Source organism: Aminobacter sp. BA135 (genome assembly GCF_050859125.1).
GTDB lineage: Bacteria > Pseudomonadota > Alphaproteobacteria > Rhizobiales > Rhizobiaceae > Aminobacter > Aminobacter ciceronei.
Genome location: NZ_CP139572.1, coordinates 5120714 through 5140660, shown reverse-complemented (window position 1 = coordinate 5140660; position 19947 = coordinate 5120714). Strand labels below are relative to the sequence as shown.

General features: G+C 61.1%; 19 protein-coding genes and 3 pseudogenes. 18 read left to right on the top strand and 4 right to left on the bottom strand.

Features of this window, described 5'->3' with window-relative positions:
- Positions 1–120 precede the first annotated feature (120 nt).
- The 4 genes from nodB (at position 121) to SLT36_RS24955 (ending at position 3675) form a co-directional block, all read left to right on the top strand.
- A complete protein-coding gene (gene nodB / locus SLT36_RS24970) occupies positions 121–780 on the top strand; it encodes a chitooligosaccharide deacetylase NodB (protein WP_143974535.1) in 660 nt (219 codons plus the stop codon).
- A 491-nt stretch (positions 781–1271) separates the two neighbouring features.
- Positions 1272–1895: an FMN-binding negative transcriptional regulator gene (locus SLT36_RS24965; RefSeq protein WP_006328898.1), complete on the top strand. Its 624-nt coding sequence runs from the start codon at positions 1272–1274 to the stop codon at positions 1893–1895.
- Between the two features lie 21 nt (positions 1896–1916).
- Positions 1917–2567, top strand: a complete 651-nt coding sequence (locus SLT36_RS24960; RefSeq protein ID WP_143974537.1) for a LysE family translocator — start codon at positions 1917–1919, stop codon at positions 2565–2567.
- 295 nt (positions 2568–2862) lie between these two features.
- On the top strand, positions 2863–3675 hold the full coding sequence (locus tag SLT36_RS24955; protein ID WP_161633554.1) for a TIM barrel protein: 813 nt from the start codon (positions 2863–2865) through the stop codon (positions 3673–3675).
- Between the two features lie 14 nt (positions 3676–3689).
- Here SLT36_RS24955 and SLT36_RS24950 read toward each other — a convergent pair whose 3' ends face one another.
- Positions 3690–4634: a LysR family transcriptional regulator gene (locus SLT36_RS24950; RefSeq protein ID WP_097574720.1), complete on the bottom strand. Its 945-nt coding sequence runs from the start codon at positions 4632–4634 to the stop codon at positions 3690–3692.
- Between the two features lie 206 nt (positions 4635–4840).
- On the opposite strand from SLT36_RS24950, the pseudogene SLT36_RS24945 reads away from it, so the two are divergent.
- Positions 4841–5269 (top strand): annotated as a pseudogene (locus SLT36_RS24945) (acyltransferase); the annotation flags it as partial.
- Between the two features lie 75 nt (positions 5270–5344).
- Positions 5345–6466 carry a nodulation factor fucose acetyltransferase NolL gene (gene nolL, locus SLT36_RS24940; protein WP_432284819.1) on the top strand — a complete coding sequence of 374 codons (1122 nt, stop codon included), beginning with the start codon at positions 5345–5347 and terminating at the stop codon, positions 6464–6466.
- A gap of 35 nt (positions 6467–6501) precedes the next feature.
- On the opposite strand, the gene SLT36_RS24935 is transcribed toward nolL, so the two are convergent.
- Positions 6502–6657 carry a hypothetical protein gene (locus SLT36_RS24935; protein ID WP_272481108.1) on the bottom strand — a complete coding sequence of 52 codons (156 nt, stop codon included), beginning with the start codon at positions 6655–6657 and terminating at the stop codon, positions 6502–6504.
- A 43-nt stretch (positions 6658–6700) separates the two neighbouring features.
- Here SLT36_RS24935 and SLT36_RS24930 point away from each other — a divergent pair, with 43 nt between their 5' ends.
- Complete coding sequence (locus tag SLT36_RS24930; protein ID WP_027056367.1) at positions 6701–7606, top strand: LysR family transcriptional regulator; 906 nt, start codon at positions 6701–6703, stop codon at positions 7604–7606.
- Between the two features lie 110 nt (positions 7607–7716).
- Positions 7717–7832: pseudogene (locus tag SLT36_RS24925) on the top strand (nitrogen fixation protein NifQ); the annotation flags it as partial.
- A 621-nt stretch (positions 7833–8453) separates the two neighbouring features.
- Here SLT36_RS24925 and SLT36_RS24920 read toward each other — a convergent pair.
- Both SLT36_RS24920 and SLT36_RS24915 read right to left on the bottom strand, forming a co-directional pair.
- The gene (locus SLT36_RS24920; protein WP_027056366.1) at positions 8454–9680 is read right to left on the bottom strand and encodes an MFS transporter; all 1227 of its coding nucleotides are present in this window, start codon (positions 9678–9680) and stop codon (positions 8454–8456) included.
- A gap of 56 nt (positions 9681–9736) precedes the next feature.
- Positions 9737–10312, bottom strand: a pseudogene (locus tag SLT36_RS24915) (hypothetical protein).
- Between the two features lie 1492 nt (positions 10313–11804).
- Between SLT36_RS24915 and SLT36_RS24910 the strand changes: the two are divergent.
- The 10 genes from SLT36_RS24910 to SLT36_RS24865 all read left to right on the top strand — a co-directional run bounded on the left by SLT36_RS24910 (position 11805) and on the right by SLT36_RS24865 (position 19889).
- Positions 11805–12128, top strand: coding sequence for a DUF736 domain-containing protein (locus SLT36_RS24910; RefSeq protein ID WP_006328923.1), 324 nt, complete (start codon positions 11805–11807; stop codon positions 12126–12128).
- A 163-nt stretch (positions 12129–12291) separates the two neighbouring features.
- Positions 12292–12561 (top strand): helix-turn-helix transcriptional regulator, encoded by a 270-nt coding sequence (locus SLT36_RS24905; RefSeq protein WP_069091175.1) that lies wholly within the window; start codon positions 12292–12294, stop codon positions 12559–12561.
- Positions 12558–13106: a S26 family signal peptidase gene (locus SLT36_RS24900; RefSeq protein WP_027056363.1), complete on the top strand. Its 549-nt coding sequence runs from the start codon at positions 12558–12560 to the stop codon at positions 13104–13106. Before SLT36_RS24905 ends, SLT36_RS24900 begins: the two co-directional genes overlap by 4 nt.
- Positions 13094–13777: a lytic transglycosylase domain-containing protein gene (locus SLT36_RS24895; protein ID WP_109671992.1), complete on the top strand. Its 684-nt coding sequence runs from the start codon at positions 13094–13096 to the stop codon at positions 13775–13777. The genes SLT36_RS24900 and SLT36_RS24895 overlap by 13 nt, the downstream gene beginning before the upstream one ends.
- Before the next feature lie 190 nt (positions 13778–13967).
- Positions 13968–15938 carry a relaxase/mobilization nuclease RlxS gene (gene rlxS, locus SLT36_RS24890; RefSeq protein WP_027056361.1) on the top strand — a complete coding sequence of 657 codons (1971 nt, stop codon included), beginning with the start codon at positions 13968–13970 and terminating at the stop codon, positions 15936–15938.
- 209 nt (positions 15939–16147) lie between these two features.
- On the top strand, positions 16148–17167 hold the full coding sequence (locus SLT36_RS24885) for a DUF1403 family protein (RefSeq protein WP_143974441.1): 1020 nt from the start codon (positions 16148–16150) through the stop codon (positions 17165–17167).
- Between the two features lie 5 nt (positions 17168–17172).
- On the top strand, positions 17173–17877 hold the full coding sequence (gene scpB, locus SLT36_RS24880; RefSeq protein WP_143974442.1) for an SMC-Scp complex subunit ScpB: 705 nt from the start codon (positions 17173–17175) through the stop codon (positions 17875–17877).
- Positions 17878–18004: 127 nt separating this feature from the next.
- Positions 18005–18712 carry a hypothetical protein gene (locus SLT36_RS24875; RefSeq protein ID WP_143974444.1) on the top strand — a complete coding sequence of 236 codons (708 nt, stop codon included), beginning with the start codon at positions 18005–18007 and terminating at the stop codon, positions 18710–18712.
- Positions 18709–19380 (top strand): hypothetical protein, encoded by a 672-nt coding sequence (locus SLT36_RS24870; RefSeq protein ID WP_143974446.1) that lies wholly within the window; start codon positions 18709–18711, stop codon positions 19378–19380. Before SLT36_RS24875 ends, SLT36_RS24870 begins: the two co-directional genes overlap by 4 nt.
- Positions 19377–19889 (top strand): GNAT family N-acetyltransferase, encoded by a 513-nt coding sequence (locus SLT36_RS24865; protein ID WP_143974447.1) that lies wholly within the window; start codon positions 19377–19379, stop codon positions 19887–19889. Before SLT36_RS24870 ends, SLT36_RS24865 begins: the two co-directional genes overlap by 4 nt.
- Positions 19890–19947: the final 58 nt, after the last annotated feature.

The window sequence follows — 19947 nt, the reverse complement described above, 5'->3', positions numbered from 1 at the left end:
TCGCGTCGGCTCTTCGCGACAAGCTCTCCCCGATAGCGTAGGCCCCTGCCTCAAGGATCGGGGTTATGCCGATTGCGAATGGCCGACCGGTACAACAATTGACCGCAAGGGTTCGCAGCTATGAGACGTCTCGATGACAGATGGGAGGTGCAGAGTGAATGCGCTGACGGCACCGGGCGTCGAAGCGTTTATCTGACGTTTGACGACGGTCCCAATCCATGTTTCACACCACAGATACTCGATGTGCTGGCGCAAAATCGGGTGCCAGCGACATTCTTCGTCATTGGTGCTTACGCCGCAGAGCATCCGGATCTCATCCAGCGAATGATCGCAGAAGGGCATGAGGTAGGCAACCACACGATGTCTCATCCGGACCTGTCCAAATGCGGCTTGGGCGAAGTGCAACGTGAGGTATTTGAGGCGAACCAGGCCATCATGCTAGCATGCCCGCAGGCCTCGATCCGCTACATTCGCGCGCCATACGGCGCCTGGAGCGAAGAAGTGTTCACTGCCTCAGAGATCGCGGGGCTGGCGGCCCTTCATTGGTCGATCGACCCAAGAGACTGGTCGCGCCCCGGCACCGACGCGATCGTCGATGCAGTGCTCGCCTCGGTACGCCCCGGCGCAATCGTGCTCTTGCACGACGGATGCCCTCCCGACGAGTCGACACGGAGCACTGAAGCCAGTCTGCGCAACCAGACCGTTATGGCGCTGTCCAATCTGATTCCTGCATTAGATGCCTGCGGATATGAAATTCGCTCGCTTCCAGAACATCACTGAAATGCGAGATCGCATGGACCTGCTTTCCCAGCCAGCACCTGTGTGGTCTCGCTTATGAAGGCTTACAGGCCGTTTACGCCCTGCCAACAAGCACTTCGTCGACATCGGACGAACTGGTCGGCTCCGAACGTTGGCTAAAGGTAGTGTTGTCACCTGCTACAGTGAAAACCCGCGCAGGCTCTCGGCATGGCCCAGCATCGCCGGTAGGTTCACTTTTCGACGATTGTTTGAATGTGGTTCACTTTGCGTTGGATCAATTTCATTGGGTCGTGTCGCAGGCTCACATAGCGCGACCAAGCGGGATCACTGGCTGCGTCCAAAAGGTTTGGCAAGCAATTCGCATACCGTGACCGGCACCGGGGGATTCCGGTGCTCCGATGCGGCGCGCGATGCCAACTTTCCCCAACTGGACCGCCTCAAAAGCTTCTGACTGGCTGTTTCCAATATGCCAGCTTGCCAGTATCTGACCTGGTAACGCAAGGAGTTTCGCGATGTACATCCCTCCCGCTTTCCGCGATGACGACAAGGAATGCCTGCGCGCGACCATTCGCGCGGCGCTGCTGGCGAACTTCGTTACCGTCACGGCGGAAGGGCCGCTCGCAACGCCACTGCCCCTCTTCCTTGACGAGAGCGAGGGCGAGCACGGCGTGATCTACGGGCACCTGGCGAAGGCCAATCCCCAGTGCCGTGTTCCGCCGCTGGGCGACGGCTTGGCCATCTTCATGGGGCCGGACGCTTACGTGACGCCGGCATGGTATGCGACCAAGCGGGAAACCGGGAAGGTCGTCCCGACCTGGAATTACGTCGCCGTCCACGCCTATGGCCCGGTCGAGTTCTTCGAGGATGCGGGAAGACTGCTGGACGTCGTGAATCGGCTGACCGACCACCACGAGGGCGAGCGCGCCTCGCCTTGGGCCGTGTCGGACGCGCCGCCGGATTTTGTACAGGCGCAACTCCGGGGAATCGTCGGCCTGCGCATGCCAATCACGAGGCTGGAGGGCAAGCGCAAAATGAGCCAGAACCGGAACGCGGCCGACCGCGCTGGCGTGGCGGCGGGCCTTGCGGCGAGCGAGCGGGCATCTGACCGCGACGTCGCCGCTCTCATCCCAAAATAATCTTCGTCGGAATCGACCATCATGCCAGAACTGACCCCATTCGCCCTGTACCTCGCCGCGGCCTCCGTGCTCGCCATCACCCCCGGTCCGGGCATCTTCTACGTTGCCGCGCGCACGCTCGCCGGTGGTCGTCGGGAAGGTATCGCTTCCAGCTTCGGCACGGGGTTGGGGGGCATGATCCACGTCCTCGCCGCAAGCTTAGGTGTTTCCGCGATCGTGCTCGAGAGCTCGGAACTGTTCTCCGCATTAAAGCTGTTCGGCGCGGTCTACCTCGTCTGGCTCGGCTTTCGCACCTTTCAAGCCGCCCGCCTCACGGGAGCGACTGGCGGCGATGACGGCGCCGCAGTGGGTCCAGTCGGACCCCGGCGGGCGTTTCGTGAAGGGGTACTGGTCGAGGCGTTCAACCCGAAGACGGCAATCTTCTTCCTCGCCTTCATTCCGCAGTTCGTGAATCCGAGCGCAGGGCTCGTAGCTCTGCAATTCGTGGTGCTTGGCTCCGTGTCCATTGCGCTCAACACGCTCGCCGACATCGTGGTTGCCGTCGTGGCCAGCGGCATTAAAGACGGCGCGGCAGCGCGTCCCGGGTTGATCCGCCGCCTGAGGGAGGCGTCAGGCGGCGCGATGATCGCGCTGGGCGTCGGCCTCGCTCTGGCGAAACACCCTGCTGCCTGACTTTGAATCTGATCGGTTGGGCATCCTTCAGGGTTGGCGGGTACCTTGCGGAAGCAGTTGGATGGCTGCGAGCCAGTTCGGTCATTGCACCTATTCAAGTCATGTCTCAGGAGGCGCGGCACCGCCGTTTGGGTGAACGTCGGCTCATAAATGAGAGAAAAACATAGCGTGAGAGAAACGTGAGTACGACTGCCTCGCCTCGCTCATGCCCATCATTTCGGCCCTCGCGAATCAACGCACGGTAGAAGCCAGTCAGCCGAGAATGACGCCCGTTTCATGGAAGGAAAGCCAAGCCATGCGCCAAGCATCGCCCCGCTTTGCACTCGATTATTTGGCGACGCCCGGACTTGACGTCAGGGCACTTTTCGCTTTTGCCCGCGACCAGGGCCTAACCGATGTCCAGATCCGCAGCCAACCGGGCAGCAATGCTATTGCACGCGGCATGCCGGCGGCGGACGTCCGGTCTGCGGCCGCCGACACAGGCGTTGGGATTATTTCCGTCAATGCCCTCCAGCGCTTCAATGAGTGGACCCCCGCCCGCAGGGCCGAGGCGAGCAAGCTCGCCGATTATGCAGCGGCCTGCGGAGCCAAGACGCTCATGCTGGTGCCGGTCAACGACGGCTCCTGGCCCGCCAATGTCGAGCGCCGCGGCGATCTCCGCGTCGCCTTGAAGGCGCTCAAGCCGATCCTCCAGTCGCGCGGTCTGATCGGTCTCATCGAGCCGCTGGGCTTCCGGACCTGCTCGCTTCGATCGAAGAACGAAGCGGCTAAGGCCATTGCCGCCATTGATGGCCAATCCGTCTTCCGCCTCGTGCACGACACGTTCCACCACACGCTTGCCGGGGAGACGTTCTTCTCCTCCGAGCTGACCGGTCTCGTCCACATTTCAAGCGTGAACGATCCGATCCACTGGATTTACCCGGATCGCGTCCTAGTCGGTTCCGACAATGGCAGCCAGATCCGGGCGCTGCTTGATGGCGGCTATGGGGGGCCCTTCTCATTCGCACCGTTTGTCGACGCAGCCCACCCGCTGGACGACCTCGCAGGCGCACTTGCCGCGAGCATCGCTCTCTTCCGACACGGGCTATTGACGCGAGTGCCGGCGTGAGACGCGGGAGTAAATTAGGGCTGCCTGGGGCGCCTTTTGGCGTCCCCCGGAGAAGTCATTCGAGACGCCTCCTGTAGCAATATCTCTCGCAGCCAGATGCTTGCCGGATCACTGTTGTGAAGGGCGGGCCATTGAAGGGCCTCGGTGAACGTGGGTAGTGGCAGCGGAAGGTCGATGATCCGCAGGGGGAAGGTTTTTTTGAAATGCTGAACCAGCCGGAAGGGCATGGTCGCTATACGAGCTGTGCCTGAGACCATCGGCGGGATCATGCTAAAGGCCTGCACAACGATCTCGACACGTCTCTTGAGACCATGCTCAAGAAAAAACCGTTCCTCGATTGAGGGCTTCAGCGTCCGCCCGAACTTGACCGCAACGTGCCTCATCGACATGTATCTCTCGAATGTAAGCTGCCGTGGCAGCTGCTTGTTCGTGGAGCAGCCCACGCACACGAGCGTCTCGTCGAACAGCGCCGCTCTTGGATGGGCGCTTGACATGAACAATTCTGGAAAAATCAGAAAATCGACGTCACCGCGCCGGAGAAGCTCATCGGGGTCGTCGTCGATAGGCAACAATTCGAAGCTGACGGCGGGTGCTTCGCGTGCAACCCGCTCCACGACCTTTTCAAAAAACACGAGTGTGGCGAAATCGGAAAGAATGATCCTGAAACGGCGATCGGATTGAGCCGGATTAAACGGATCCCAAGAGATAATCGAGCACTGGATGTTCAGCAGTGCGCTGCGAACCGCGGGGGCGAGTGTTTCCGCACGCGGGGTTAGAACACGTTCGCGGCCGCTCGTCGTAAACAGTTCATCGTTGAAATAGTCGCGCAGCCGGGCGACGGCCGCGCTCATGGCCGGCTGACTAAGGTTGATGCTGCTTGCCGCCGCCGTGAGGGTCCGCTCGGTCAGCAGTGCGTCGAGCACGACGAGAAGGTTCAGATCAAGGCCCTTGAAGCGCATCTTTCACTTATCCATAGCGTGGATGCTCGCGATCTAAACAATCGATTTTACCAAACTTCCAGGGCGCTGCATAGATGACCGCACTTGACATGCGCCCGATCACGCCACTGCTTCTGCAGCGTGTGCCGGGAAATGACTTGTAAGTAGCCGATCATGTCGAACTCTCCGCCTTCTTCCAAAAGGCCTATGGGCGACAGGGGCTTTCAGGCGGTTGTAGCTGGGCCGGTGCAGGGCCGAAGGTTCGCGCAATCGGCTCTGATGTGCACGGCGTAGCAGCTCACTAGGACCTGCTGCGCCATTTCTTCACGGTTGGCGAGGTTGATTTCTTGGTAGGCGAGCTCGGATCGTACAGGATGCATCCGGATCTTGAGAGACTCGGAATGAGTCATTCTATCCGCATCATGCGGCCGGTGCTGCAGCAGCGTGGCATTCCATTCGCTTTTGGCATGGTTCGGCACCCGTTGCGAAACCATCTTGAGAGGTTCTGCAGAGACGGCCAGACGACCATAGTGCCGGGCGTTCGCATCGCCACACATGCGACCGCCAATGCGCTCGAGGTTTGCGATCAGGCACTGGGATTTTGTCCGCTCGGTTGCAGCCAATCGGCCCTCCATACCACGCCGCGATCCGCGTGATTTTCGATCCTTTGCACCGCGCTCGCCGTGCCCAGAAACGGCAAGTAGCAACTGCAACAGATAGGCTGGAGTCTGATGCTTGATCACATAAGAGCCGGAGCGAAGGGACGCGGCTCGTGCCCAGCAGGGACAAACAACCGAGACCTAAGCTTTGATTTCGCCAAAGGCATACTCATTACTTTGGTGATAATTGGGCACTTGTTACAATATTTAATCTACCAGGGCACCGACGCTTTCTGGCTGTCGCCGTATTTCAAGTCGATCTACATGTTTCATATGCCTCTATTTATGGCGATAAGCGGATACCTTTCTTCTGGGGCAATTTTGCGAAAATCGTTCACCCAGGGTGTCGGTGAGCGGGCAATGCAGCTACTACTGCCAATGCTATTTTGGTGTACGTTGATTTGGACGTTAAAGTCCGCAGTTATTTTTCCTACGAAGAGTTTGACTGGTACTCTGTTAGATTTGTTGACGGAAGTTATTGGAACTTACTGGTTCATATGGGCCGCATTTATTTCGTTCATTCTGATTAGAGTTCTTACAACGTTCAACCGTCTATCGATGTGGATCATAAGCGCATCTGCAATTGCGGTCGCATTCGCACCCATCACGTTATCAATAACCCCGTTGTTAAAATACACTTACCCATTTTATTGTTTAGGGTTCCTGTTTGCCCAGCCGATCGGATGGCAGAATGGTGTCATCTGGCGTTACAAATCGATTTTTGTTGTCTTATTTTCGATAGCGGCTTTCATATGCTTCCTCGGATGGGGCAAGGAGACTTATGCCTACAACAATCTCGTTTTAATTCATGATGAACAGTCAGCTAAACGAGTTTTTCTGATGTTCTCTGGCTCTTTGGCGGCTTCTGCGGTAGCAATGCAGTCTATGTTCCAATGCTGGAGACTTGTCTATTCGACTAGAGTAGCTCGCTTTGTCGCGGTGCAGCTTGGTCAGAGCACGCTGCTGCTTTACCTGGTCCAGGGTGCCGTGTTTCGCCTCATGGATTTGATACAGTTTGGAGAAGTCTGGAATCTCACGACCAGAATCGCCTTCGCAACTGTGCTTGGAGTGGCGATTGTCGTCATAGCGATGGCAATTCGCAGTATTGCGCGCAACCTCGGATATGTGTCGCGGATCGTTGTCGGAGCGCCGCCGCACCCAAGTCCGCTCAAATCTCAATCTGTAATCGATTAGCCACGTGAAAAATTCGCATCTGTAATCGACATGTTTCATAGCTCCGGACCTATCCGATCGACTGTTGTACCGGTCGGCCATTCGCTCATCGGCCGCGCTATCCCCATAACTACGACGAGCACGTCCTCCACGCGCGCGGGCGGCAGGTCGGGACACAACACCTCTGAGTGGGACCGTAAACGAGCGCCCATAATGGTCACGATGACAAACAACCACGTTACGGACAGATGAGGCATGCGTTTCAAAGGCCTTGATCTGAACCTTCTCGTCGTGCTCGACGCACTGCTGACCGCGCGCAACCTCACGGCGGCGGCAAGCAGCATCAACCTTAGTCAGCCGGCCATGAGCGCGGCCGTCGCCCGGCTGCGCAACTATTTCAACGATGAACTGTTTACGATGAGCGGCCGCGAACGTGTTCTAACCCCGCGTGCGGAAACACTCGCTCCCGCGGTTCGTGGCGCACTCTTGCACATCCAATGCTCGATTATTTCTTGGGATCCGTTTAATCCGGCTCAATCCGATCGCCGCTTCAGGATCATTCTTTCCGATTTCGCCACACTCGTGTTTTTTGAAAAGGTCGTGGAGCGGGTTGCACGCGAAGCACCCGCCGTCAGCTTCGAATTGCGGCCGCTCGACCACGACCCCGATGAGCTTCTCCGGCGCGGTGACGTCGATTTTCTGATTCTTCCGGAATTTTTCATGTCAAGCGCCCATCCAAGAGCGGCGCTGTTCGACGAGACATTCGTGTGCGTGGGCTGCCCCACGAACAAGGAGTTGCCACGGCAGCTTACATTCGAGAGATACGTATCGATGAAGCACATTGCGTTCAGGGTCGGCGGTGCCCAGATGCCCTCCATCGAGGAACAGTTTTTGCTTGAGCATGGTCTCAAGAGACGTGTCGAGATCGTCGTGCAGGCCTTTAGCATGATTCCGCCGATGGTCTCAGGCACAGCTCGTATAGCGACCATGCCCTTCCGGCTGGTTCAGCATTTCAAAAAAACCTTTCCCCTGCGGATCATCGAACTTCCGCGGCCACTACCCACGTTCACCGAGGCCGTCCAATGGCCCACCCTTCACAACAGTGATCCGGCAAGCATCTGGATGCGGCAGATAATGTTGCAGGAGGCATCCCGCATGTGAAGTCGCGGGCACTCCTGGTCTTAGTCTCGATTTACTCAGCGCCTCATACGGGTGCGAACCGGCGTGTAAAATTGGGTCTGACGCAAATTCGATGATTTTGCATGACGCGTGCCACGTGTTTCCCCACGCTGGCAGCCGGCAACACCAAAAACGTGAAGTGGAAGAAGTACTTTTACCGCAAGCTGTGCGAGGCTGAAGGTTTTCGCCATGCGCCGCACCGAATTGCGGGGATCCTGAGCGTGAGATAACTCATCTCGTCGTCCTGCCGAATTCCGGTAAGCCGCCTTACCAAGGGCAGGCGGCGCTTGAGATTCCGCCGCTGGAAAGCCGCCGCGCGGGTCTGTCGACGTTCAATCGCGGCTGGATCACAGTTGGTGAATACAACTACGATATCGCCGAACGATCCTACTATTTCGGGCCGAATCAGAAGCCGCGGGGCATATTCGGCCCCGAGCTTCATGTAAGAGATCAGGCGCGCGATCCGCCCGATGCTCGCCGCAAGACAAAGCTGCATAGACCGCACGCTCTGACGGTTAGCAGCGGCCGTGTGGCCACGTAGCGTGTTCTCGCCTGTTGGAGGATCTTTCAAAATTCAGGTGGTTATACCTACACTGCAGCGACATTGTCGCCGTGCCAGAGCGGTCGACGGCGAGGCGGTCCGGTTCGGCACTCTCTTAGTTTCTCTCGTCGGCACCATCATTCGAAACGCCCCCGCCGGTCGAAATCGACCGGACAACAGCGTCCGATCACCCGGAGACGAGGCCTGCAACCGCCAAAAATCGTGCGTAGGATCGCACAGCGCGGCTGATGATTGCATCTTTCCCGCGCTGCACTGATGGCCTCTCTGTCAGGTGGTCTGAGGTTCGCGCTTCGGGCCGAGCAAGAACACTGTCAGGGCGGCGAGGAACGAGGCAACGGCGCTGTACGCAAGGGCACTGGCGACGCCGGCATTGTCCATCAGCAGTCCGCCGAAAATCGCGCCCGCTGCGATGGCCACCTGGAACGTTGCGGCCATCAGCCCACCGGCGCTTTCGGCCTGTTCGGGAGCGGCGTGCAGCACCATCCATGTCTGCAGTCCCACCGGCACCGCGCCGAAGGCAAAGCCCCATACGGTAACCGCAATCGCCGTGGCCCAAGCCGATGCTCCCAGCGTCAGCAGCGAGACAGTGGCCATCGCTATGAGCAGGGGCGGCAGCGCCGCGGCTGCCTTGAGGCTGTGCTCGGCCAGGAATGCGCCGGCCAAATTGCCGAAGAAGCCGCCGATGCCAAAGGCGAGCAACACGAGCGAGATCGTCTCGATATCAAGCGCGGGAAACTTCTCAAGGAAGGCGCGGATATAGGTGAAGCTGGCGAAATGCCCGGAAGCGACCAACAGGACGACCAAGATCGCGACTTTGATCATCGGATTCTTGGCCACATCCAGCAGACTGCGGAAGCTCGTCACTCCAATCGGAGGCAGCCTCGGAATGGTTATGAGTTGCACTACCAGCGTAACGGCGCCGACGACTGCAGCGATCATGAAGGCGGTTCGCCATCCCCAGATGTCGCCGACATAGGCGCCGATTGGAGCCGCGCAAACGGTAGCGCCGGTAACGCCGGTGAGGATGATCGACATGGCGCGCCGCAGGAGGTGACTTGGAACGAGCCGCATCGCCAGCGCTGCCGAAATCGACCAGAACCCTCCGAGCGCTATGCCGAGCACGACGCGGGCGGCCAGGAGAACCGGCAGCGACCCCGCGACGGCCGATAGAACGTTCGACAGGATCAGCAGCAGCGTCATCGCCCATATGACAATCCTGCGGTCCAGGGGCCTTGTGATGACGGCCATCGTCGGCGCCGAGATCGCCCCCACGATGGCGGTCGTTGTCAGCGCCTGTCCAACTGCACCCTCGGTGATAGAGAGATCATGTGCGAGCGGCGTCAGCACGGAGGCAGGCAGAAACTCTGCCGTCACAAGCCCGAAGGTGCCTAAGGCAAGCGAAATGACTGCACCCCATGCGGGACCAGACCGTTGATCTGGCTGTTCTGGGTCATGCAGAACTCCGTCCATGAAGCCCGTAGCGGATTCGGTCATCAACAGGGTCTCCAGTTTGGATGTGCTGTAAACTCGGGTGGCTGCGTTGACCCGCATTAACGCCAGAAGCGCCATTCCCTGCGGCATTGCACGGACGAGGGGATGTTCATCGCTTCGCGATTTTTTGTGACGGTGCGGCGTGCAAATCGATCGCCCTTTCCTTGGGCCGGACGACGATGTCGTCGTCGGAAAGCACGTCATCTTGCGATTCGTCGGCGATTGTCGCCATGATCCGATGGCGGACAGCTTCGGGGGGACCGCGCGTCGCCACCTTGGGAGGACGCGCTCGCGACGGTGAAAAAATACTTCAGTTCGAACACTTCGCGGGGGGTCTGCATGTATGTGTTCGACGTCACCCGGCTTACCGTCGCCTGATGCACGTTGATCGCGTCGGCGACAGTCCTGAGACCGAGAGGCCGCACTTGGTCGACGCCGTGTTCCAAAAAGGCATCCTCCTGCCGGAGGCGGGTAAGCGACAATTGGGCGAGCGCCACGGCTCCGTCAGTCTCGAACCAGCCATCGCAAATCAGATACCGGAGCAGGGACGTCTGGAGGGGACGTTCGGCGCAAACGTGCACGGTCTCCTTGGGCGCTGGTATGGAACTTCGCGTTTTTGCCAGGGTTCTGTTCATCGCTTTCGACGTGCTTTGATGGGCTCTAACGGATAACAGCAAGCGCTATGCCATTTCATTTGGGGGCACCGAATCGGACTATCTTTTGCCGAAGCCCTGTCGGCTTGAGCAGGGCGCCGTGCCTTGACCGAGACGGCGCGCGCCGCACAATCGCTTGGTCACCCGGACCGCAAAGGTGCTATACTGTCGGAGTAGTCAGAACTTCCGCACCGGCTAGGGAAGACGAAAACCGTTCCGGACGGGCCGAGCCGATGCATTGCCGCACGCCGGCATCGACCGCGTAAGGCTTTGTCTCTAGCGTGTAATTGCGTGCGCAGGCTGCGATCTGCGAAGACGCGGCCGTCGCGCCTACGATCGCGCTGTTGCTGCTCCCCCTGTCGAGGAAGGCCTTTGACACCTTCGAGCTCTTCAGCACGGCGCGCCGGTCTCCACGCCGTGAGGATCGAGTCCGGCTGGGCGTCACGGCGTTTGCATGATTGAGATTCCTTGATTTGCCCCCTCGTGCGCGCCTATCCGAAAACATTGTTGTGTCCCGAAGGCTGACAAGAATGTCGCAAGCGCGACCAAAAGATCGCCACGGCCCACAGGGGCAATTGCGACCAGTGGCCTTCTTCGGAAATCGGGGGAGCAATACCCTTTCCTCGTCGACTTCGGACGCGGCTCAGCCGTGCCCGCCGCGCCGCTAGGAACGACCTAACCTTGGCGGATGGCGGCTGGCCGATCACCCGGGTATGTCCGCGTCGATAAAAGAAAAGCGTCTGGTCTCAGCCAGGCGGACCTCGCGAAGGCCATCGGTATCAATGTGGTCGAATTCCTCGATCACGCCGAGACGATCGGTTTCGCTCCAATGGAACCTGCTGGCGCGGATTCGACCAAGTTCCCAACCGAAAACACACGAAACGCGGCGGCTTCCGACCGCCGATCAATGGGCCAAGGCCCGGTCGCTGTTACCCTCGAATGAGTCCGCCATGCCGAGGCGGCTCGTCGATAGCCGCGGGTTGGCGCCTCTCCGGGGCGCGTTGGCTGCACGTTCCGCCCCTTGGACCCCCTTCCGGCAACAACATCCGGCCGCCAAAGCTCGCCCTTGTCAGTGCTCGATTACCACGCCGAGATGCCTGCTGGGGCTCCCGGTGCACGGGCACATTTATCGATTCGGCACGGTGTTGAGCGCGCGGAACCCGCCGCACGCGTTCCGATCGCTTGTTGTGCTCACCCGATCACGCGACCTGTCCCCACACGTCTTGAGGACCATTCCCCTGCGGCTGGCTCATTGACCTATGGGCGGTTCCAGCCCGCCCGAAACCCTCGCCACCAGCTTTTTTCCCCGCCGCATGACGCGGCTTCCTCGCGCGCGCTTCGCTTCAAAAAAGCTGCCCGCTCGGGTCCTTCGCTGCCGCTGCGGCCCTGCGGGGTTCGGGCGGTCCGGACGCGCCCATCACGGTCCGCCATCGCAGGGGAATGGTCCCCGGCGACAGCAAAAGGAGACAGGAAAATGACCGCGATCGGTTACGTCAACAAGCAGGAAAACGGCAGCTACAAAGGCCAGCTCAGGACACTCAGCGTCCGCGCCGACATCGACATCGTGCCCAATCGGAGCAAGTCCGCCGACAACCATCCCGACTTCCGGGTGCTGACGCAGGGCGTGGAGGTCGGCGCCGGCTGGATCCGAACCGGGGAGACTTCCGGCAACGACTATGTGAGCTTGTCCATCGCCGCACCGGAGTTCGGTCCGCGCAAGCTCTACGCCAATCTCGGCCGCGCCGCCGGCCAAGACGATCAAGACACCTACGCCGTCATCTGGAACCCGGCCGACTGACCGGCCGGCTCAAGCCCTCGCGCCGCAACTCGGCGCGGGGGTTTCCCGCCGACGCTCGCCCGAAGGGGCGGCGAAAACTCCCACCCGACTCTTCGCCCGTCCCCACGACGACCTCGTTCGCCGATCCTCGCGGTCGCTTGTCCGAAGCGAAACGAGGACCATCATGGACGACGAAAACGACCGCGCGGCCCGCGCCAAGAAGGGCAGTCCGTTTCTGAACACCGCGCAGGCTGCCTTCTATATCGGCCTGTCCCAGCGCACCCTGGAAAAGATGCGGCTGACCGGCGGCGGCCCGAAATACCGCAAGCACGGCCGCTATGTCCGCTACCACATCGACGAACTCGACGACTGGTCGAAAGGCCGCCCGCCAGAACCTGGCTCCGACGATGACAAGGGCGGTTCCGGCTCAGCCGACGAGGGAGACCGCTCATGAGCCGGCGGCCTTCCATCCATCTGATCGGCAGCCGTTTGCGGCGCGTTCGGGCGCGCAAGGCAATCGCCATCGCCGCGATTGGCCTGAGCCTGACAGGCTTCACGGCGCTCCCAAAGCCGTCTCCCTTGCTGGTCTGGAACGCCTCGGCTAGCGCGCCGGTCGGTCTCTATCGCGTTGGGTCTGGCACGCCTGCGCGCGGCGATCTTGTGCTCGCCCGCCCGCCTGGCTTCGTTGCCTATCTCGCCGACCAACGCGGCTATCTGCCTCGCAATATACCGCTGGTGAAGCGTCTCGCCGCGCTGCCGGACGAGCATGTCTGCGCCTTTAGTAATGCCATCATCATCGGCGGCGAGATCGTCGCCCGTCGGCTCAAAATCGACACGCAAGGCCGTCCGCTGCCCTGGTGGAACGGCTGCCGAGCGCTCGCCCATGACGAGGTTTTCCTGCTCGGCAACGAGAAAAATCACTCCTTCGACAGTCGATATTTCGGGCCGGTGCCGGCCGAAAACATCATCGGGAGGCTGGTGCCGCTATGGACCGAATGACCCTCCTGATGCTCGGCATGATCGCCGTCGCGCCATGCGCCTGTTCCGCCTCGACCGGCGCTGAGCCAGCCGTCATCTCCCAAAGTCCGCAGCTGCAACGATGGCAGCACTTCGTATCGGAAGCAAGCGCACGCTTCCACATTCCCCAGGCCTGGATTTGCGCCGTCATCGATGCCGAAAGCCGCGGCAAGACCGTCCTCGATGGCCGTCCCATCACCTCCCGCGCCGGCGCCATGGGCCTCATGCAGGTGATGCCCGGCACCTATCAGGAGATGCGCGTCGAGCACGGTCTGGGAGCCGACCCGCACGATCCGCGCGACAACATCTTGGCCGGAACCGCCTATCTCAGCGCCATGTATAAGCGTTTCGGATTCCCCGGCCTGTTTGCCGCCTACAACGCTGGACCCGAGCGCTATCAAGGCCATTTGAAGCTTCGAAGGCCGCTGCCGAAAGAGACCGTTGCCTATCTGAAACAGCTTGAGGCGACGGGGATTTCGGCGGCCGACATGAACGAATTCAAAGGCCAATCCACAACTTCAAAGGGGCGGAACGCTCCCTCCGGACGCTCTTTGTTCTTCCTTCGCGACGGTGTTCGCGCCGGTGAAACGAATGGCGGCCTTTTCGTGCCGCTCGGCAGGGATCGCGCGCGGCCAAGGAAGCACAATGGCTAGCGTTGTTGAGGGCATCCGGGAGGGGCCGGGGACGCTTAAGGCGAGGGGCGCGTAAGGCAAGATAAAGGCACCGCCTCCATGAGGCGGCGAGGCCTTTGTCTGCACATCGTTTTTGCCGGAGGCTGCCGGCGGCGCCAGGAGGGTGGGCCAGCGAGACTCAGGTTTCGCTTGAATTTGCCCGGAGGCTGATATGCAGGACGATGAGTTCAGGCCGAAGCTCGGCAAGATCGGCTCGCGCGGCTCGAATGCAGGCAAGCGCTATGCCGGCCAGGTCAAGGCAGCGATCAACCGAGCCGGCGGCCGCCTCCAGCACGGCGGTCGCTTCACGGGGAGCCGGACAGGCCGCGGCGGGGCGGCGGCCGCGCTGCTCAAGTCACGCGACCGGTATGCCGCCTTCCGGCAGCGGCGGGTGATGGTCAAGGCGCGGATTGTGAAGCTGGCCGGCAAGGGTGCGGACGGGGCGCGTGCGCATCTGCGCTACATCCAGCGCGATGGCGTCACCAGGGAAGGCGAACCCGGCAAACTCTATGGCCCCGGCAGTGATCGCATCGACAGTAAGGCCTTCGTCGATCGCGCGGATAGCGACCGGCATCAATTCCGCTTTATCGTCGCACCGGAAGACGGCATTGAGTATGACGACCTCAAGCCGCTGACGCGGCGGCTCATGGCGCAGATGGAGGAGGATCTCGGCACCAGGCTCGACTGGGTTGCCGTCGACCATTTCAACACCGGCCATCCGCACACCCATATCATTGTCCGCGGCAAGGATGATCGCGGCGAAAACCTCGTCATCGCGCGGGAGTATATTTCGAGCGGCATCCGCGAACGGGCGGCCGAACTGGTGAGCCTCGACCTCGGTCCCCGCACCGACCGCGAGATTGAACAGCGCTTGCGCCAGGAAATGGAGCAGGAACGCTTCACCAGCATCGACCGGCAGCTGCTGCGCATGCGCGATGAGGACCGACTTGTTTCTACGGACGGCCGCGACGCCTTTCGCCAGACGCTGCATCAAGGCCGTCTGCGCAAGCTCGAGCGGATGGGCTTAGCCGAGGAGGTCGACCCGGTCCGCTGGCGCCTGGATGATGAGCTGGAAGCCACGCTGCGCCGCACCGGCGAACGCGGCGACATCATCAAGACCATGCACCGCGAACTGACTGGCAAGGGGCTCGCTCGCAGTGCCGCCGATTACCTTGTCCACGATCGACGTGAAGAGCCCTCCCCACCGGTCGTCGGCCGCCTCGTCGCGCGCGGGCTCGCCGACGAAATCAACGATCGGCATTACCTCATCGTCGACGGCGTTGACGGCAAAAGCCATTGGATAGACATCGGCAAAGGCGAGTTGACAGAACCGACGCCCGACGGCTGCATCGTGCGTGTCACGTCGAGGGATACCAAGCCCAGGCAAGTCGACCGTACAATCGCCGACATCGCTACCGCACACGGCGGCCGTTACAGCGTCGATATGCACCTCAAGCATGATGCGTTCGCCACCGAAAGCTTTGCCGAGACGCATATCCGCCGGCTGGAGGCGATCCGGCGCTCCACCGGCGGCGTGGAGCGCGAGCCGAATGGCACCTGGATCATCGCGCCGGATCATCTCGATCGTGTCGCGGAATACGAGCGCCTGCGGGCCAGGGTCGAGCCTGTGATAGTCGAGAAGCTCTCATCAATGCCGCTGGAACGCCAAGTCAGCTTCGAAGGCGCCACCTGGCTCGACCGGAACCTGGTTGCCGAGAGACCGGAGCCGTTGCGCAACTCAGGCTTCGGGCATGAGGTGCGGGAGGCGCATGCCCGTCGGCGGCAGTGGCTGATCGCGCAAGGCCTCGCGCACGAAGAACAGGACCGGGTCGTCTATCGTGCCAACATGATTTCGATCCTGCGCCAGCGCGAGCTGAACCGTGTCGCCGGCCAGCTGTCGGATCAGCTCGGTCTCTCGTATGCCGAAGCGCAGCCTGGAGAACGAATAGAAGGCACGCTGCGCCGATCGGTCGAGCTTGCCAGCGGCAAATATGCCGTGATCGATAAGTCGCGCGAGTTCACGCTCGTGCCATGGAGGCCGGTGCTTGATCGGTACATCGGAAAGGAGGTGTCCGGGATCATGCGCGGGGAGGGGGTTTCATGGACCATCGGGCGGCAGAGGAGCGGGCCGAGTGTTTCGTGACATGGCTGCACGGAATCTTCGTCCGCGCAGCAGAAAGCGCGCTCCGTCGAGAGCTGCATGGTTAGCCGGCTTACTTAGAGGTATGGATATCGTGACGATTTAAACGGCTGATAATGCAAGATTATCATTCGTTTCGTCGGCATGACAGGTGCAGCGCTTTTTGTCCATTTTTGTTGCTAAAAGCGCCGCCGTGATTCATCGTGCTTTCGATGATTCTGCGCCCCAAATCTCTCTCGCGCCACCCCGGCACGCTTCTTGGCGCGGTAGCCGTTACTCCACCGGTCCCCGTCCCGACTTGGCTGCGCCGGTCCGTCCCTGATGCGCAAGGCCTTGCGGGAAAAGATGTTGACGACGTCGCGTTCGCCGCCGGCGCCGCCATCGCCGCGCTCGATGCTGTGGTCCGCCGGCAGGAGCGGTGGGCCGGCGCCTGGCGGCAGCGGCTGGCGCTTTCGGCCGCCGCGGCAACGGCAAAGCAGGCCGGCCGCGTCGAGGACGAAGCTGCCTTGCGCGATGCCGTATTGCTCACAAGACCGGGCGACAATGTCGGTCCCGCCGGCCTTTTCCTTCTTGCTTGGCGGCGGCTGGCATCTCGCCCAGCGGACGATCTGCTGACGGAGAAAAATGTCGCGGCGGTGCTGGAAGATCTAGGTCTCACGCTCAACGATGAGGCGGTCAGCGATCTGACGGACGATCTGCGACAGCTTGCCGCCAACACCGGCAAGGTCGAAACGCTGGTCGGGGCCTTCGCGGCCGCGGAGCGTTACGGCTTCCGGCGCGTTCTCGGAGCCTGGCTTGCCGATGTCTTGCTCGCGCAGCGGCTAGGCTGGACACATGCAATCCCTTTGTTGGGCGCCGAAGCGACCTTCGTTGTGGGTACGGGCCGGGCGCGTCGACCAGTGACTGCCGCTCTGGCTGCCGGCGCCGAAACGGAAGCCGATTGGGCCAAAAGCCTGCTGGCCGCGCAGGCGCGCGCTGCGCTGCGCGCCATTGATCTTTTCGCCGAACTCGAGCGCCGCGCGGACCGGCTGCTTGCGGTTGCGCCGAAACTCCGGGCCAAGGCGGCGGATAGTGTTGTCGAAAAGCTGCTCTCTGACGACGCGATCGTTGCCTCGGAAAACATCGCTGGCATGAGCGACCGCGGATTGCGCCGCCTGTTCGACCGGCTGGTCGAGCTCGGCGCCGTCCGCGAGCTGTCCGGCCGCGCCACCTTCCGCATCTACGGGCTGTGAAGACAATGGCGGAGAGTGCACGTAGGCGAGGAGGGAGCCGGCCAGATGACCGTCGATCAGCTGACCAGCTGTTTGACCGGGAACTGGATCATCTGCCGCCGGAAGCGCGTTGGCGTGAATGGATGCACCGGGTCGAAGCAACGATCTTCGCCGCTAGCGAGCCGGTCGACCGCGAAATGCTCGCCCGCATCGTCGGGAAAAGCTGCAGCATTGATCTTCTCATCGACGACATCCGCGAGGAGCTGCGCGGCCGCCCTTACGATCTGGTTTCGGTCGCCGGCGGCTGGAAACATTTGACCCGGCCTGCCTATGCAGACGCCATCCGCGCTGCTGTAGGTGGAAATGGGAAGACGGCCGACCTTACGCAGTCGGAGGTTTTGGTGCTGATGTGCATCGGCTACTTCCAGCCGATCACCCGCGCCGAACTGTCGTCTTTCTTCGGCAAGGAGATCAGTCGCGATTTTATTGGTCATCTGCGCGGTGCCGGCCTGATCGCTTCCGGTCCGCGTAGCCCGACGGCGGGCGCGCCCTACACCTATGTGACGACAAAAGAATTCCTGCTGGAGTTCGGGCTCGACACGCTGCGCGACCTGCCGGATTTCGAGGCGCTCGAGGATGCCGGATTGCTGAGCAAGGAGAAGCTGCTGGCGGGCGACATCATGCCAGAGTTTTCAATCCAGCAAAGCGGCGATGTCGAGACAGAAGACTAGCTGCGCAGCCGGCCTGAGGCTGCTGGACGGCCGCATCGCCGTACAACGGCAACATAGGCAACATAAAGGAGGAGTTTCGCATCAATCGAAGATGTGAGACTGCTGCGCTGCGGGGTATGATCAAAGGATGGATTCGCAGCGCATCGAAGATCTAAAGAGGTTTTATTCTGCAATCGACCGGCTCAGCACTTGCCCGGGCGGTGCAAGAACCCTTGCGAGCGGCAGCGGCAGGCTCGACTGGCCACAGCGCGGCGTGTATTTCTTCATGGAGGACGGCGAGGTCCGTTCGGATACCGGAGCGGGTCCGCGCGTCGTCAGGGTCGGCACGCATGCGCTCAGACCGAACTCAGGCACGAAGCTGTGGACGCGCCTTTCGCAGCATCGGGGCCAGGCGCAGAGCGGTGGCGGCAATCACCGCGGATCAATCTTCCGCCTGATCGTCGGGACGGCACTCATCGCCCGCAACGGGCATGCCTGCGCGACCTGGGATGTTGAGAAGTCGGCGAACCCTAAAATCCGGGCGGCCGAGCTTGCGCTCGAACGCGAGGTGAGTCGGTTCATCGGCGCGATGCCGCTCGTGTCGATGGGCGTCAATGACGAGCCGGGACCCGGTAGCCTCCGCGGCTATATCGAGCGCAACGCTATCGCGCTCCTCAGCAACTACGGGAGGCAGGCGGCTGACATGCCATCGGCAGGCTGGCTCGGGCATCATTGCGATAGGGAAAGGGTGAGGAAATCGGGCCTATGGAATTCCAATCACGTCGATGAGATGTATGACCGCAATTTCCTGAGCTGCCTCGAAGACCAGGTGCTGGTGATGGGACAGACTGCATGATCGTCGTGATCCAATGTGCGGCGCGCAAGAGGTCGGATGCTGGATACCTTAGGACCAGCGACGGACGGCGCGTCGTGTTCGTGGCCGACCCCGCGGCGGCGCCTGCTCTGGGCGGCGTGCTGTTTGCGCGGCCTGACGATGTAGCGAAGAGCGGGCGCACATGGCGGGAGGAGCTTGTCGCCTATAATCGGAACCCGAAGGGGAACCCGCTATGTCTGCTGCCGGCGTTCGAACTCTACCAGAACGAAGCCTACCGGAGGCTCGCGGCGAAGGTCGGCGTCTCGAACCTGTTCATCCTGTCGGCGGGATGGGGCCTTATCGCGGCGGCGTTTCTTACGCCCTGCTACGACATCACTTTCACGGCGCATGCGAATGCGTACAAGCGCAGGCGCAAAAGCGAACGCTGTCAGGATTTTTCGATGCTGCCGCAAGGCAAGACGGAGCCGGTCCTATTCTTCGGCGGCAAAGACTACCTTCCGCTGTTCGACCGTCTCACGGGCGGCAACCAGGGACCGCGCATTGTCTTCTACAATTCGGCGAGCGAGCCGCAGATCGGGAACGGGCGAGCCGTGCGGTTCATGACGAGCACCCGGACCAACTGGCACTATGAATGCGTTGACGCGTATCTTTTAGGCGCGCTCGACCGCGAGACTGGAGTTCCGGCATGACTGAGAAGCTCAGTTCGGGCAAACCTGGCAAGTTTACCCCGAAGCGCCGCGCCACCTTCACGCGCCTTGTGCACGAGGGTGGAGAAGTGGGCGAGGCTGTTGTCGCCAAAAACGTCAAGCAAGCGGAAGCGCTCGTTTTCGCAGGGCGGGGTCCCAAGGGCATCGCGGCGCTCAAGAATCCTCTCGCGAGTTACAGAGAGCGCATCAGCGAGAAGGCGGGGTTCAACATCGACGCGAAGGCATTTCCTTTCGAACTCGGCTATGTGTTCGTAACGCTGAAGGCGCAAGGCAAAGGCCTGTCCCACCAGTTGGTGGACGAAGCGATCCGTCTTGCAGCAGGCCGAGGCTTGTTCGCGACAGCACGTACCGACAATGCACGGATGCTGAGCACGCTTGAGAAGGCCGGGTTTGATAGGAAGGGCAAGCCGTATGGCGGGAGAAGCCCCAAGCGCCGGATACAAATTCTCGTCAGACCCGGTGAGAAAAGTGATGAGGCAACTGAACCATAGGCCAGCCGCCATCTCGGACCAGTGCAAACGTTTGCTTCGTGCTGGACCCTGGCTAGCA

Bases quoted from the DNA above. Each gene is read 5' to 3' on its own strand.
- nodB (WP_143974535.1), top strand. From the start codon at position 121: ATGAGACGTCTCGATGACAGATGGGAGGTGCAGAGTGAATGCGCTGAC.
- SLT36_RS24965 (WP_006328898.1), top strand. From the start codon at position 1,272: ATGTACATCCCTCCCGCTTTCCGCGATGACGACAAGGAATGCCTGCGC.
- SLT36_RS24960 (WP_143974537.1), top strand. From the start codon at position 1,917: ATGCCAGAACTGACCCCATTCGCCCTGTACCTCGCCGCGGCCTCCGTG.
- SLT36_RS24955 (WP_161633554.1), top strand. From the start codon at position 2,863: ATGCGCCAAGCATCGCCCCGCTTTGCACTCGATTATTTGGCGACGCCC.
- SLT36_RS24950 (WP_097574720.1), bottom strand. From the start codon at position 4,634: ATGCGCTTCAAGGGCCTTGATCTGAACCTTCTCGTCGTGCTCGACGCA.
- nolL (WP_432284819.1), top strand. From the start codon at position 5,345: ATGCTTGATCACATAAGAGCCGGAGCGAAGGGACGCGGCTCGTGCCCA.
- SLT36_RS24935 (WP_272481108.1), bottom strand. From the start codon at position 6,657: ATGGGCGCTCGTTTACGGTCCCACTCAGAGGTGTTGTGTCCCGACCTG.
- SLT36_RS24930 (WP_027056367.1), top strand. From the start codon at position 6,701: ATGCGTTTCAAAGGCCTTGATCTGAACCTTCTCGTCGTGCTCGACGCA.
- SLT36_RS24920 (WP_027056366.1), bottom strand. From the start codon at position 9,680: ATGACCGAATCCGCTACGGGCTTCATGGACGGAGTTCTGCATGACCCA.
- SLT36_RS24910 (WP_006328923.1), top strand. From the start codon at position 11,805: ATGACCGCGATCGGTTACGTCAACAAGCAGGAAAACGGCAGCTACAAA.
- SLT36_RS24905 (WP_069091175.1), top strand. From the start codon at position 12,292: ATGGACGACGAAAACGACCGCGCGGCCCGCGCCAAGAAGGGCAGTCCG.
- SLT36_RS24900 (WP_027056363.1), top strand. From the start codon at position 12,558: ATGAGCCGGCGGCCTTCCATCCATCTGATCGGCAGCCGTTTGCGGCGC.
- SLT36_RS24895 (WP_109671992.1), top strand. From the start codon at position 13,094: ATGGACCGAATGACCCTCCTGATGCTCGGCATGATCGCCGTCGCGCCA.
- rlxS (WP_027056361.1), top strand. From the start codon at position 13,968: ATGCAGGACGATGAGTTCAGGCCGAAGCTCGGCAAGATCGGCTCGCGC.
- SLT36_RS24885 (WP_143974441.1), top strand. From the start codon at position 16,148: ATGATTCTGCGCCCCAAATCTCTCTCGCGCCACCCCGGCACGCTTCTT.
- scpB (WP_143974442.1), top strand. From the start codon at position 17,173: ATGGCGGAGAGTGCACGTAGGCGAGGAGGGAGCCGGCCAGATGACCGT.
- SLT36_RS24875 (WP_143974444.1), top strand. From the start codon at position 18,005: ATGGATTCGCAGCGCATCGAAGATCTAAAGAGGTTTTATTCTGCAATC.
- SLT36_RS24870 (WP_143974446.1), top strand. From the start codon at position 18,709: ATGATCGTCGTGATCCAATGTGCGGCGCGCAAGAGGTCGGATGCTGGA.
- SLT36_RS24865 (WP_143974447.1), top strand. From the start codon at position 19,377: ATGACTGAGAAGCTCAGTTCGGGCAAACCTGGCAAGTTTACCCCGAAG.